Source organism: Paenibacillus sp. GCM10027630 (assembly GCF_042676305.1).
Lineage (GTDB): Bacteria > Bacillota > Bacilli > Paenibacillales > NBRC-103111 > Paenibacillus_S.
Window position 1 is genome coordinate 87,696 of record NZ_JBHTGY010000058.1, and the last position, 13,826, is coordinate 101,521.

At 44.1% G+C, this 13,826-nt stretch carries 16 protein-coding genes; all 16 read right to left on the reverse strand.

Annotated elements, in window-relative coordinates; all coding sequences use genetic code 11:
• Position 1: 1 nt before the first annotated feature.
• The 16 genes from ACFQ0C_RS29460 to ribE all read right to left on the reverse strand — a co-directional run bounded on the left by ACFQ0C_RS29460 (position 2) and on the right by ribE (position 13,826).
• Positions 2-718 carry a response regulator transcription factor gene (locus tag ACFQ0C_RS29460; protein WP_258215989.1) on the reverse strand — a complete coding sequence of 239 codons (717 nt, stop codon included), beginning with the start codon at positions 716-718 and terminating at the stop codon, positions 2-4.
• A 24-nt stretch (positions 719-742) separates the two neighbouring features.
• Positions 743-1,990: a cytochrome c biogenesis protein CcsA gene (gene ccsA / locus ACFQ0C_RS29465; RefSeq protein ID WP_379372049.1), complete on the reverse strand. Its 1,248-nt coding sequence runs from the start codon at positions 1,988-1,990 to the stop codon at positions 743-745.
• The gene (gene resB, locus ACFQ0C_RS29470) at positions 1,990-3,678 is read right to left on the reverse strand and encodes a cytochrome c biogenesis protein ResB (protein ID WP_379372051.1); all 1,689 of its coding nucleotides are present in this window, start codon (positions 3,676-3,678) and stop codon (positions 1,990-1,992) included. Before resB ends, ccsA begins: the two co-directional genes overlap by 1 nt.
• A 355-nt stretch (positions 3,679-4,033) precedes the next feature.
• Positions 4,034-4,561, reverse strand: coding sequence for a thiol-disulfide oxidoreductase ResA (gene resA / locus ACFQ0C_RS29475; RefSeq protein ID WP_379372053.1), 528 nt, complete (start codon positions 4,559-4,561; stop codon positions 4,034-4,036).
• A gap of 67 nt (positions 4,562-4,628) precedes the next feature.
• Positions 4,629-5,375, reverse strand: coding sequence for a pseudouridine synthase (locus tag ACFQ0C_RS29480; protein ID WP_379372055.1), 747 nt, complete (start codon positions 5,373-5,375; stop codon positions 4,629-4,631).
• Between the two features lie 21 nt (positions 5,376-5,396).
• Positions 5,397-5,738 carry a peptidoglycan recognition protein family protein gene (locus tag ACFQ0C_RS29485; protein ID WP_379372057.1) on the reverse strand — a complete coding sequence of 114 codons (342 nt, stop codon included), beginning with the start codon at positions 5,736-5,738 and terminating at the stop codon, positions 5,397-5,399.
• Positions 5,739-5,844: 106 nt separating this feature from the next.
• The gene (locus tag ACFQ0C_RS29490; protein WP_379372059.1) at positions 5,845-6,378 is read right to left on the reverse strand and encodes a spore maturation protein; all 534 of its coding nucleotides are present in this window, start codon (positions 6,376-6,378) and stop codon (positions 5,845-5,847) included.
• Between the two features lie 5 nt (positions 6,379-6,383).
• Positions 6,384-7,007 carry a nucleoside recognition domain-containing protein gene (locus ACFQ0C_RS29495; protein WP_379372061.1) on the reverse strand — a complete coding sequence of 208 codons (624 nt, stop codon included), beginning with the start codon at positions 7,005-7,007 and terminating at the stop codon, positions 6,384-6,386.
• A 32-nt stretch (positions 7,008-7,039) separates the two neighbouring features.
• A complete protein-coding gene (locus ACFQ0C_RS29500; RefSeq protein WP_445324366.1) occupies positions 7,040-8,212 on the reverse strand; it encodes a D-alanyl-D-alanine carboxypeptidase family protein in 1,173 nt (390 codons plus the stop codon).
• A gap of 187 nt (positions 8,213-8,399) precedes the next feature.
• Complete coding sequence (ytfJ, locus tag ACFQ0C_RS29505) at positions 8,400-8,885, reverse strand: GerW family sporulation protein (protein ID WP_379372133.1); 486 nt, start codon at positions 8,883-8,885, stop codon at positions 8,400-8,402.
• A 136-nt stretch (positions 8,886-9,021) separates the two neighbouring features.
• Entirely contained in the window at positions 9,022-9,696 is a 675-nt protein-coding gene (locus tag ACFQ0C_RS29510; protein ID WP_379372063.1) for a DUF2953 domain-containing protein, read from the reverse strand.
• Between the two features lie 162 nt (positions 9,697-9,858).
• A complete protein-coding gene (gene scpB / locus ACFQ0C_RS29515; RefSeq protein ID WP_258215979.1) occupies positions 9,859-10,476 on the reverse strand; it encodes an SMC-Scp complex subunit ScpB in 618 nt (205 codons plus the stop codon).
• Positions 10,445-11,209 (reverse strand): segregation and condensation protein A, encoded by a 765-nt coding sequence (locus tag ACFQ0C_RS29520; protein WP_258216146.1) that lies wholly within the window; start codon positions 11,207-11,209, stop codon positions 10,445-10,447. Before ACFQ0C_RS29520 ends, scpB begins: the two co-directional genes overlap by 32 nt.
• A gap of 203 nt (positions 11,210-11,412) precedes the next feature.
• On the reverse strand, positions 11,413-11,880 hold the full coding sequence (ribH, locus tag ACFQ0C_RS29525) for a 6,7-dimethyl-8-ribityllumazine synthase (protein WP_258215978.1): 468 nt from the start codon (positions 11,878-11,880) through the stop codon (positions 11,413-11,415).
• A gap of 25 nt (positions 11,881-11,905) precedes the next feature.
• The gene (locus ACFQ0C_RS29530) at positions 11,906-13,120 is read right to left on the reverse strand and encodes a bifunctional 3,4-dihydroxy-2-butanone-4-phosphate synthase/GTP cyclohydrolase II (RefSeq protein WP_258215977.1); all 1,215 of its coding nucleotides are present in this window, start codon (positions 13,118-13,120) and stop codon (positions 11,906-11,908) included.
• Between the two features lie 43 nt (positions 13,121-13,163).
• Complete coding sequence (gene ribE / locus ACFQ0C_RS29535; protein WP_379372066.1) at positions 13,164-13,826, reverse strand: riboflavin synthase; 663 nt, start codon at positions 13,824-13,826, stop codon at positions 13,164-13,166.

A 13,826-nucleotide genomic window follows, 5' to 3' on the forward strand; every position in this document is an offset into this window, starting at 1 on the left:
TTTACTTAGGCACCTCTAGCTTGTAGCCTACACCCCACACAGTTGTAATCATGGATGCAGCATCCGGAGATACTTTATTCAACTTCTCTCTCAGCCTTTTAACATGAGTATCAACGGTACGCAGATCCCCAAAAAATTCGTAATTCCAAACGTCCTTTAATAGCTCCTCACGGGAAAACACTTTGTCCGGAGAAACAGCCAAATAATGCAGCAGCTCATATTCTTTAGGAGTAAGAGCCACTTCCTGTCCACCGGCACTTACACGGTGAGCGTCATGCTCTATTACAAGGTTCGGGAACACGATATTGTTGCTGGTGTTGACTTCCTTGGACAAGTAAGCCGTAACGGATGATCTGCGCAAAATCGCTTTGACCCGATAAATCACCTCACGTGGGCTAAAAGGCTTCACAACGTAGTCATCAGCGCCCATTTCAAAGCCTTGGACACGGTTCGTCTCTTCACCTTTAGCTGTTAGCATAATAACCGGTGTAGACTTTACCTGACGCAATCTTGCACACACTTCATTGCCATCGATACCAGGCAGCATGACATCAAGAAGTATCAAATCATAGTCAACTTCCAATGCATATTTCAGAGCTGTCTCGCCATCTTCCGCCTCTTCGATAATAAAATTTTCCTTTTCCAAATACATCCGCAGTAATCGGCGAATTCTCTCTTCATCATCGACTACCAATATTGTCATTTTCGCTTCTTGCATGGATATCAGCCCCTTCTCAACAAATTATACGCCCGAGTAAGAATGTAGTCCGGCAATAACAAGGTTAACGCCGATTAATGTAAACATTACAACCATAAACCCAATAACCGCAAGCCACGCAGACTTCTTCCCCTGCCAGCCTTTGGATAAACGAAAATGTAAATAGGCGGCATAGTACAACCATGTAATTAATGCCCATACTTCTTTGGGATCCCATCCCCAGAAGCGTCCCCAGGCTTCAGCAGCCCATATCATTGCAAATATCAATGCTCCCAGTGTGAAAATGGGATAACCAATGGCGATCGCCCGATAGCTGATCTCATCGATATCCTCTCCATCAATACCATGAAGCATCGGGCTTAGCGCTGTACCCAATGGTTTACGGACAACAATCCGAAGCAAACCATACAAGATCAAGCCCGCAAGAACAGACCATACAACCGTATTCAGCTTCCTTCCTGCATTCGCTCCCTTCATCCATGATGGAGCTTCGAATGGAGCTTCTGTCATACCGAGGAACGGCTTCATATCCAATTGCTCCCCTTGGTATGGTTTAAAGATCGGTGGCAGCACATAATCTACAGGCTGCTTTATAGTACGTTCAATACCCTCTTTATCGGTGTATGTAACATCGTTCGCAAACTTGGCATGATAGCCTGATGCATTGAATCCGAATATAGATACAACGAACGCGATGATCATAACCAGGAAAAATAACGTGAACTCAACCCCGCGCTGCTCTTTACGATCCACAGCTTCCTTGCTTTTGAAATTAACACTGCGCAGCAAGTACATAAGTCCGGCCGCAAACCCTACGGCAAAGAAGGCTTCGCCTGTCGCAGCAGTAGTCACGTGGATTTTGAGCCAATAGCTTTGCAAGGCGGGAATCAATGGTTGAATTTCTTTAGGGAATACCGAAGCATAGGCGATAATGATAATGCCAACGGGAAGTGCAAAAGCACCGAGCACCGGAGCACGGTACAGAAAATAAACAATGATAAAAGCAAACATAATCATCATGCCGAGGAAGGTCATAAATTCATACATATTGCTAATTGGAATATGTCCGCCTTCCACCCAACGCAAGAAGAAAAAAGAAATATGACCAAGGAAGCCGACAATAGTCAATCCTATTGAAACATTTCCCCATTTCTTTATGTGTGCCTCAGGATCATTCTGATTCCACTTTTTGCCGAGAATTGCGATAACAAAGCTCAAGAATGCAGCATTATACACAATAAACGCGATTAACAAAAACAGACTGCTGTCCACTATTTCACCACTCCTGCTTCCAACGATTTAGGATCTACATCTATACCTGACTTATGAAGAAATTGAGCTACTTCCTTACGGACCCCAAACCAGTTTTTGCTTGTATGCGCACCCAACGCTAATTTTCCATTATCAATACGAAGCCAAATCCGTCTATGATGCCAATAAAAGCCCATAATTAAGCCAATCATTGAAATCGTAGCTCCAACCCAAACGAACGGCATAGCCCGGTCAATACGTATATTTAAATAACTGATATATTCGGAAAATTTAACATCGGTCATTGAATTTACAGATAACTCCAGCTTGTCGGCCATGGCTCCATTGATTTTATCCTGCTGAAATGATTCCTTATCTATCTGTCTTGGGAAATAAAGATAAGGCTCGCCTTGAGGCAGCAAATCAGGTCCAGTTATAGAAAAAATAAAGGCAGGCATTTTCGGTTCATTCGAGTTAGTCATCGGCATGCCTTTGGAATCCAACCCAAAATCAGGGAAATAAGCTTTCAATGTCAAAGTATAAGCACCAGCTTTATAGCTTTCAGCCGGTCTCGACATGGAAAGATCAATACTTCCGTAAGCTTCACCTGTTTTTTTATTTTTGAGAGTCGGCTTCACTGAAATCAGCATCGGTGATTCCTTATAATCGAATTGATAGGCCATAAAACCTTTATATTGAAGCGGCGTATTGACGATAATATCTTGTCGGTACACTTCCTTGAGCTGCGGCTCTTTCCCGGATTCATTGCAATCAGCCGTGCATTCATACAAGACGGCTTTGGTCTCATACACTTTGGGAACAGCCTGCTGCTTCTCGCGGAAACCTTCAGACATTTCCTGCTCGCTATAATATTCAAGTGTAAATTTTTCATTTTTCAAATAATAAGGTGTATCCGTAATTTTGACGGCTTGACCCTCAGGAAAAGCAATATGTTGATCCATATGCCAGCCTGGAATACCTCTCATCAACACAGCCATGAGAAAAATAATGAGCCCAATGTGATTGATGTATGGACCCCAGCGGCTAAACCTGTATTTCTCCGCAAGTAATGCGGTTCCATCCTTGTGTACACGGTAATTCTGTTTTTTAAGCAGCACAGCGGCTTGATCTACCCATTCCAATTCCTCTGCCTTAGAGTCCTCAGCTGCAGCCAGTTTTTTATTGTTAAACGGTCCTTCGTAAGATACCTTTTGCCGTAAAATAAAGTCCAGATGTTTGCGAATCTGCTGCTTATTGAGTGCACGGTAAAGCGGCAGCACACGATCCAGGCTACACACGACAAGCGACGTCCCAATCATAAAAAGGAGGCCAATAAACCACCATGATTCAAACGTGTGCGATAAACCTAATAAATAATATATCTCTCCAAATGTTCCATAGGTGTCCTTGTAGTAGGTAGAAGCATCAAAATTGAGAAAGGTGCTTTCCTGAGGATATATCGTACCCAGCGATGATCCTATGAGTGTAATAATAATCAGATAAATAGCGATCTTTACAGAGGAAAAAAAGTTCCATACTTTATCCAGAAGGTTTGGATTTTCCTTCTGTGACCGTCTGGCCACCCCATCGTAGCGCATTTCAAGTGGAGCTTCACCCTTGACCTCATACAAGGGCTTGCCACAGGATTCGCAAAGAACGGTACCTACATGATTCTGGTGTCCGCATTCGCATTTTGTGTTTTGAATCATGGTGGTCCTCCTAAGAGTTAGTTTGTGAGCTGGTTCAGCTGTGCAGCGTTGCGTAAAAGAGAGCGCCTGCGGCCGCTGTTGAAAGAGTGTTCCCTGATTCGGAAAAGATCTACGCTGTAGGAACACTCTTTCAAAGGCGGCACGAAACTCTCCGGCTGCTCTCTTTTACTCCACTGAAGCAAACCACCGAGACAAATAACTCTAGTCGTTATTTAGTAGTAAGATAAGCAAACTCCCCCGGGTCGTTTGCGTCGCTTGTGTAGAACAAGAGAAACCAAAAGAAAAGCCAGAATTAAGCAGGATTTAAATAATCCCCAGCGTTCAGCCTTATTTGTCTTTAGGACCGATACAGAAGTTACTTGGAAGCTGAGATGGAAGCAATGGTTTGCTCAATGAAGGCTTCTGTCATTTCGCCGATCCAAATCTTGGCGATTTTACCGTCGGGGCCAACAAAAAAGGTCGTGGGGTAATTCATAACACCGTAGCGCTTGCGCGTTTCCTCGTTATCATCCAGCAAGATAGGAAAAGTAATTTTGTATTGATCAATGAAATTTTGGACGGTAATCTTGCTTTCCCCCAAATTCAAACCAAAAAATTCCACCTTCTGAGCGTTTCGTTTATCAAACTGATGCTGGATCGCCGGCATTTCATCTTTACAAGGAGGACAGAAAGTACCCCAGAAGTTGATCATTACCGTCTTCCCTTTATAATCAGACAGCTGATGCTTCTTGCCATCCAACCCAACAAGCGTGAAATCCGGAGCCTTGCTGCCTTCTACCGGTTTCTTGTCCTTAGCATACAAATTATTGATTAACGTTAACGCCCCAATCAAAAGAACAGCAGAAAAAATAATCAGCTGCACCCATCGTTTATTTTTTCCCATTGGTTTACACCTCAAACCTTTGCTTATCGAACCTAACACCTATTATATCGAAAATTACAGTCCGTGCTTATTTCCCTTTTTGAATATTATGTGTCTTGAGCGCGTTGTCTGTCAGTTCTTTGATTTCCTGCGTTGTTAAATGGCGATATCTGCCGCGGCCGACACCTGTCAGAGCCAACGGCCCAAACATAACGCGTCGAAGCCTGGTGACGGGAAATTGGATCGCATCAAACATCCGGCGAACCTGTCTGTTTCGACCCTCATAAATGGTTATGGAGACGATAGTTTCTTTACTTTCCGGATTGATGTCATGATAATCAACCTCCGCAGGAGCAGTCATACCGTCCTCCAGCTCAATCCCGCTGCGCAGCTTGTCCAAAAGTGATCCATGAGGCACACCTTTTACAGTAGCATGATATGTACGAGGGACATGGTGCTTCGGATGTGTCAACAGGTTGGCAAACTCGCCGTCATTAGTTAACAGCAGAAGCCCTTCTGTGTCATAATCCAGCCGGCCGACCGGGTATATCCGCTCAGGGATATCCTTAATAAAGTCTGTGACAATTTTGCGTCCGCCTGGATCTGAAGCACTAGTAATTACTCCCTTTGGCTTATGAAAGAGCACATATACCTTTTTCTGCTGCCGGATGGCTCGTCCGTCCACATGGATCACATCCTGGTTGGCGCTTACTTTCACGCCCAAGGTTGTGACCACTTCGCCATTGACCATAACACGGCCTGCAGTAATTAATTCCTCACATTTTCTCCGGGAGGCAACTCCCGCTTCTGCCAATACTTTTTGTAATCGTTCCATTGGTCTCTATTCACCTCAACCCTAATGATACCTATCCTCAGACGAAATCACAAGCTGCGACCAAGGAAAGAATGCGCCCGGGCAAGATATAGTATGAGGGAAAATGTCATCATGCTGGAACTTGAACGTATCCGCCAATCTTAAAACCAATTTATTCAACAAAAAAAATTGCTCTTTTTCTTCCAATGAAAAAGGATGACGATGATCGGAGAAATCACCTTCGAGGCAAATATGAATATACAAAGGGTCTGTTTGTTCGGAAGAAGGGATGATCGATCCATTGCGGGCGATAAAAAAATCATACCCTTTTCCATTGATGGAGGGACAAATTGAATGGTGAATGACAATTCCAAAAAACTGCACGCAGCTCACTCCTATGTGCAACCATAGCTTCCATTGCAGCTTGAAGCCGGTTATCACTTCTAATGCGTTAGCTGGTACAGTATATGTGCGGAGAAAAGCGAGGGTTCTAGGCAAAAACTAAATAACAAATAAGTATAGAGGCCACAAAACCAACAATATCCGAAATTAATCCTACCTTAAGAGCATAGCTTGCTTTACGAATACCGATTGCCCCAAAGTAAACAGTGATCACATATAAGGTTGTATCTGTACTGCCCTGAATTGTCGAAGCGATACGACCTATCATGGAATCCGGACCAAATTGCTGCAACAAATCGGTAGTGAACGCGAGCGACCCTGCCCCCGTAATTGGACGCAAGATCGCTAAAGGCAGCACTTCACTTGGTATTCCAATCATCTCGAAGAAGGGCCTCGACCACCCAAGCATCAGCTCCATAGCTCCTGATGCACGAAATACACTGATCGCCACCATCATCCCGACAAGATGAGGGATAATGCGGATTGCTGTGTCAAAGCCCTCCTTCGCACCATCAACAAACGATTCATAGACCGGTACTTTACGATAAGCTGCATATAAAGGAATAAAAACAATGATAACAGGAATGGCCCACGCCGAAATTAAATTCACGATTGAGTACAAGGGAATCATCCTTTCCCTTTTGGATTATGCTTGGAGGATTGGCCCTGCAGCATTAAATATTTCCGTCTGTACCATTTGTCCACAAGAATAGCAGCAACAGTCGAAACAATCGTTGCAAGCAAGGTAGTGCCAACAATTTCGGCCGGGTTAACGGAGTTATAATTCATACGAATGGCAATTAATGTAGTTGGAATAAGCGTAATGCTTGCAGTGTTGAGCGCAAGAAGTGTGCACATTGCCGGACTCGCAATATCCTTATTCGAATTCAAGGTTTGCAGCTCCTGCATCGCCTTAATTCCCATCGGAGTGGCTGCATTTCCAAGCCCTAAAATATTGGCTCCCATATTGGACATGATATATCCCAAAGCCGGATGATCCTTGGGTACACTAGGAAATAAGAAGCGCACCGCCGGCCGAAGCAACGCAGACAGCACCCGCAGCATACCGGCATCCTCAGCGATACGCATAATGCCAAGCCAAAAAACCATGATGCTGATAAGACCAAAGCAAACGGTTACCCCGCTTTTGGCTCCATCAAAGGTGGCCTGCGTAACCAACTCTATCTTGCCTTGCGCTGCAGCGACAATAAAGCCGGCAACGATGAAAAATAACCAAATTATATTTACCATGAGTTATCGCCACTCCCTCCCCGATTTGGCTGTCAATCGGTATTTCCCATAAACAAGACTCTCACTAGAAAATGCAAATTAAATAACCATCTATCCATAACTGACACTTCGCCTATTCCCGTTTCCGTAAACGAAAATGCGCTGCTTTCTTTAAGCTTCAATCTTGGGCTGTCTTTCATATATATAGGCACGCTGCCAATCGATTTGCCGTTTAACAAAAACTGTTGTTTTCCTAATTCCCCCATCCGAAAATATATCGAATCCTGACTATTGAAATCTAATTTCGATGTAACTTGCGCTTTCTCCCCATCAAGAACAGGGTAGGCGAAGCTCGCTCCTGCCACATATTCCGTACCTTGGATGACATCTCCTTTTTGAACATAAGTTTGCAAAGGATAGTTCTTAAAGCCATAGTCCAACAACTTGGAATGGTCAGCCCAGTCATCTGAATCGTTAAGAGTGACGACAGCCAATTGCTGCCCATTACGTGTAGCAGAGGATACGAGGCATCGTTTAGACAGCTTTGTATAGCCCGTCTTCACTCCATCTGCGCCTTCATACAGGTTAAGCATCTTATTTTTATTCAACCATGTGTAATCCCAGGCTTCATTGGGATTAGGTGCTTTTTTCACCTTCGTCTTCACGATCTCTTGAAATACCGGATTTCGCAATGCGTAGGCTGTCAGCTTGGCCATATCGTTTGCAGTGGAATAGTGGTTTTCCTGATCCAGACCTGAAGGGTTTTTAAAGCTGGAATGTTCCATGCCGATCATTCTGGCCTTCTCATTCATCAGATAGACAAATCCATCCAATGTGCCTCCCACATGCTCTGCAATCGCAGTTGCTGCATCGTTGCCTGAGCGGAGCATCATTCCATAAAGCAGATGCTGCAGGCTCATTTCTTCATTCAATTTCAAATAAATAGAGGAGCCTTCTTTGCCAAATGCATTTTTACTTATAGTAGCGGTACTCGATAGATTGCCATGCTCGATTGCAACGATCGCCGTCATGATTTTAGTTAAGCTGGCAATACGCATGGATTTATCACCCTGACTGCTGTACAGCAATCTCCCGGAACGCACATCTATCAAGGCCGCGGCTTCTGCATGTGTAGAAATTGAGGGAGCAGCTTGTACGCTTACAGGCAAATAAATTACAGAACTAAGCAGCGTCAAAGCAATTAACAGCATAACCATTCTTTTCATCTGGATCCTCCTAAGAACTTTGGCTCGAGCAAAGTTTACTTCGCAAGCAACGACTTGCAGACCTATATCTTGTACATATATATGCTTATCTACAACAGTTATGTCCAAACAAAAAGAACCCCGCCAAAGAACTTAGTTCCTCGCAGGGCCATAATTTTGTTTTATATTATGATACAAAAGCTTTAAGCTAGACGATAAAGTTCTGATTTTCGATATTATTAGTTACGGATGTCCCATTGCTTGTTCCTGTACCGGCAGTCATCCCATTGGCTGTATTGCCTTTCATCATGCTCTGAATCCTGTCAACTACAGTCGGCGCAGAATCGATCAAGCGCTCCAGCAGATGTGTCTGATTATCAAGCGGTACAATTTTGACACCTAATTTACTTACCACGAGGAATGCGATCGGAGTAATCGATACCCCACCTCCGCTACCTCCACCAAATGGGAGAGATACTTTGGCGTTTGCCGCGTCATTGTGGCTCGTACTGTTTTCCTCAGCGCTAAATTCACTACCTCCAGCCGCAAATCCAAAGCCTACCTTCGATATCGGCATAATTACACTTCCGTCAGGGGTTTCCACAGGGTCACCTACAATTGTGTTAACGTCCACCATCTCTTTGATGTTTTCCATGGCCGTCTTCATTAACCCTTGTATCGGATGTTCTGTCATCGTCATATCGTCCTCCTTCATCTTTTTATAAAAAAGTTCTTTTAAGCATTTGTTAGAATTCCCTGCAAGGATGCGGCATATTCTCGAATTCCTGTTGTCAAAAAATCACATTGCACGATCCGGCTAGAGCTCTGACTTATGCCTTAAACAGTACACGCTGCCATGTTCTCCATCCATCCTTGACCTTTATAATCCGAACGAGCAAATGAAATCCGGCCAACATAATGTAATACAATCGAATACGGGCCAGGCACAGTACCTCAGTTGAAAACTTCACCTCGTTGAATTTTGGTTCAACCATAAGTTCCGGTCGGGTATCCAGTTTAATGAACCGAAACACAAATCCGAGCAGAGAAGTTTTTAATCCCCATACCATGCCTGTCGTTAATGCAGTTTCAGCAGCATCGCCAACTCCCACGGACGTTTTCCAAACTACTCGTGTACAATGAATATGTCCCAATGTATTTAGAAGCCACTGGTGAAATTGAAAGCAATGACTCAGAAGATCGCGCATTGCATCAAAAGCTTCTTTAATTGTTTTTTTTGTAATTTTTTTCTCTGTATTGGAAACTACATGCTCCTGGGCCTTATCCACGTATTCCGCCTTGACACCTACTCCTTCAGAAAAGCCTTTAAAAACAATAACAGGGACTGTGATTCGTTTCTTCACTAAGCCAAATACAGCTCGAACATCGAAAACAATTTCATCATCATCTTTTTTTCGCATCAATGTAAGACTAAACTTCACATTACTTGAAATTAACATGACTAATAATACAACAGCTACTCCTGCCATCCAGGGCCAAACCATGATTAACCCTCCACTCCCGCAGCCTTCAATAGGAAAAAGAAAAACTCCCAACGCAAGAAGCGCTGCTTCTTCTCATTTAGGAGTTAGTATAGCCCTGTATTGGCAAAACATTCGCTGTTACAATCAGGCCGTTCTGCCTGTTTATACCTGTTGTATGCCTGTTTATTCCGTGTCAGATACATCCTCGAAGGTAATTTGTGTAGTGTCCTCACTTCCGAGCTTATCGAATAAAAGTCTGGTTTCTTCCTCTAAATTATCTTCATTATGGAATAGCGATGATTCCGGGAGCTCTGCAATACTGGCCAAAGCAAAATAATCGAGAAATGATTTAGTTGTCCCATAAAGAATAGGACGGCCTGGAGCATCTGCGCGATCCACCTCATGAATTAAATCTTTGGCCACCAGCGTCTGCAAGGCACGATCGGCTTTAACCCCTCGGATTTCCTCAATTTCTACTCTGGTGATAGGCTGCTTATAAGCAACAATTGCCAATGTCTCTAACGCTGCCTGCGATAATGAAGTGCGGGATGGGGAATACGCTAGCCGCTCAAAAAAAGGAGCATGTGCCGGCAAGGTTGTTAATTGAAAAGTTCCTGCAAGCTCCACGATTTGCAGCCCTCGCTTACCGCGGCGCAAATCAGCTTTCAGATCCAATACAAGCCCCCTGATGAAATCAGTATTTTGCTCAAGCACCTCGGCTAAATGTTTGACATCGAGACCTTCATCACCCGCTACAAACAGAAGGCCCTCAATAACTGATTTCATCTGCCGTGAATCCATTTGCTGTCCCATCCTCTCTTGCCTGAATCACAATTTCCTCAAATAATCGATGCTGGTAGCATACAACAGCCTTTATCTTCATCAATTCAAGCAGCGCTAAAAATGTCGTAACAATCCCTTCACGGGACATGTCCTCATCAATTAATTTAGAGAACAGCAGCTTGCCGCCAGCTTGCTCAAGCCATAACACAACTTCCTTCATCCGATCCTTAACAGATATCTCATCCTTGCGGATTTTGGCAATCATGTTCCGGCTTGTCATTCTCCGAAGTGCCTTTTGAAAAGCATAAACCAAATCTGCAACATTCAGGCCCTTGACCGGATTCTCAATTATATGAGGGATGTAAGGGGTCAAATCCTCAGGCTCACGGGTATAGATGAGGCTTCGCTCCAGCTCTTTATCTCTTAAATGGTCGGCTATCGCTTTATATTTACGATACTCAATCAGCTTGGCCACGAGCTCAGCTCGCGGATCATAGTCCTCATCGAGCATATAATCATCATCATAATCAAACTCAATAATAGGCGGCTTCGGCAATAACATCTTGCTTTTAATAGACAAAAGCGTTGCTGCCATAACAAGAAATTCACTCGTTACTTCAAGCTCCAGCTCCTGCATATCTCCTATATATGCCATATATTGATCTGTAATTTCCTTGATAGGGATGTTATATATGTCTACCTCAGATTTATCTATAAGATGCAGCAGCAAATCGAGGGGGCCCTCAAACATATCCAGTTTGTATGTAACTTTATCCAACTAGATTTTCCCCCTAAAAGCTTTCCTGATGAAAGCTATCTTCGTAAGCAATAATTATTTAAATATATTTGGCATACATAATAAATGGTTCTTTCGCAAGCAATGCTGAGCTTCCATAAGGAAACTCAGCATGTGTAGTTTACTCTATTATACTGATTTTATAGGAAAAAGCTAAATTAAGATAGTTGTTTTGTCAAATTTGCCATTTCAATTGCAGTTACAGCTGCTTCCCAGCCCTTATTACCGGCCTTAGTGCCTGCTCGCTCTACCGCTTGCTCGATGGAATCTGTAGTCAACACTCCAAAAATAGTAGGAACGCCAGTCTTTAAATTGATAGCTGCCACCCCTTTTGCTGCTTCACTGCATACATAATCGAAATGTGGTGTTGAACCACGAATTACGGCACCTAATGTGATGACTGCATCATATTTGCCGCTTTCAGCCATTTTTTGTGCTATTAGCGCGATTTCAAATGCGCCGGGAACCCAAGCCACTTCTACCTCATCCTCAGTAGCTCCGTGACGCTTCAACGCGTCCAAAGCCCCGCCCAGCAGCTTGCTGGTGATGAATTCATTAAATCTTCCAACAACGATTCCGTATTTCAGTCCTACTGATATTAAATGTCCCTCGTATACTTTTGCCATGTTTGTTCAACATCCTTCCGATTTTTTATATTTGAAAATCAAGCAAATGGCCTAATTTTTCTTGCTTCGTATGCAAGTAATTGGAGTTGGACTCGTTTTCTTCCATCTGAATGGGAACACGCTCCACCACTTCTAAACCATAACCCTCCAACCCTTTAATCTTCCGCGGATTGTTGGTAAGCAGACGGATTTGGGAAACTCCTAAATCTTTTAGAATTTGAGCGCCAATACCGTATTCCCGCAAATCAGGGGCAAAGCCCAGCTTAATATTCGCGTCAACCGTGTCTAAACCTTGTTCCTGAAGCACGTAAGCCTTCAATTTGTTAATCAAGCCGATACCGCGACCCTCTTGCCGCATGTATAGCAGCACACCTGAACCCGCTTCGTCAATCTGCTTCAGCGCTGCATTTAATTGTGGCCCACAGTCACAACGATGGGAATGAAATACATCACCGGTCAAGCATTCGGAATGTACCCGAACCAGCGTAGGAACCGAACCGTCAATTTTGCCTTTGACCAATGCAACATGCTCTTTAGAATCCAATGCGTTCGTGTAAGCTACCGCATTATAGTCACCGTAATCCGTGGGAAGCTTTACTTCAACCTCACGCTGAATTAGTTTTTCTTTCAGATTGCGGTATTGAATAAGATCCCGAATCGTAATGATTTTCATCTCATGCTTGCGGCTGAACTCAAGCAGCTCAGGAACACGAGCCATTTCCCCGTCCTCTTTAATGACCTCGCAAATAACAGCAGCCGGGTATGAGCCGCACATCCGGGCCAGATCTACCGCAGCCTCCGTATGCCCGGTTCTCCGCAGCACACCGCCTTTTTTGGCGATCAATGGAAATATGTGACCGGGACGCCGAAAATTATGAGCCTTCGTAGATGGATCGATCAAAGCTTTAACAGTCATGGAACGCTCCGATGCGGAGATGCCAGTTGTCGTATCACTGTGATCCACGGAAACTGTAAACGCGGTGCCGTGATAATCCGTGTTTCTAGCCACCATCGGGGGAAGCTCCAGCTCCTGGGCACGTTCCTCCGTAATGGGTACGCAGACAAGTCCACGACCTTCCTTGATCATAAAGTTAATGACCTCCGGAGTTGCTTTATCCGCTAATGCGATAAAGTCCCCTTCATTCTCGCGATCCTCATCATCGACAACGATGATAATTTTACCCAGGATCAAATCATAAATGGCTTCTTCAATCGTATGAAATTGGATAGGTTCCGTCATTTCCACTCCCTGCCTTTCCTTATCTCTTTTACTCTCTATTCGATTAAATAAATCCATTGTCCGCCAGAAAAGCTTCGGTTAAAGTGCTTTGCTTTTTTACCGGTCCGCTACCGCCGCGGGAATTCAACAGCTTTTCAATATATTTACCGAGAACATCTGCCTCAAGATTAACTTGATCTCCTGGCTGCTTCCTCTGTAAAACCGTTTGTGCCAAAGTATGAGGTATTATCGATACCGTGAACCGCTGCTCCGTTACTTGCACTAATGTCAAGCTAATCCCGTCTATTGTAATGGAGCCATGTGGAATCATATATCTAAGTACTTCTGTGTCCTCCGGCTCAATTTGAAACACAACAGCGTTCTCCTCCGGGACACGGCCTGTAATGATCCCTGTAGAATCAACATGCCCTTGAACGATGTGACCGCCAAAACGGCCCCCCGAAGCCATCGCGCGCTCCAAATTGACTCGATCGCCTACATGAAGCTTTTGGAGCGTTGTTCTGCGGAATGTTTCCGGCATCACGTCGACTGTTATTGAAGCTTCATCGAACTGGATAACGGTTAAACAAACACCATTCACCGATATGCTGTCGCCCAGATGTACATCCTCCAATATCCGTTTCGCCCCGACCGTCAAAACCATCGCTTGTCCCTGCTTCGTTATCCTGCGCATGGTGCCGATCTCTTCAATAATACCTGTAAACAT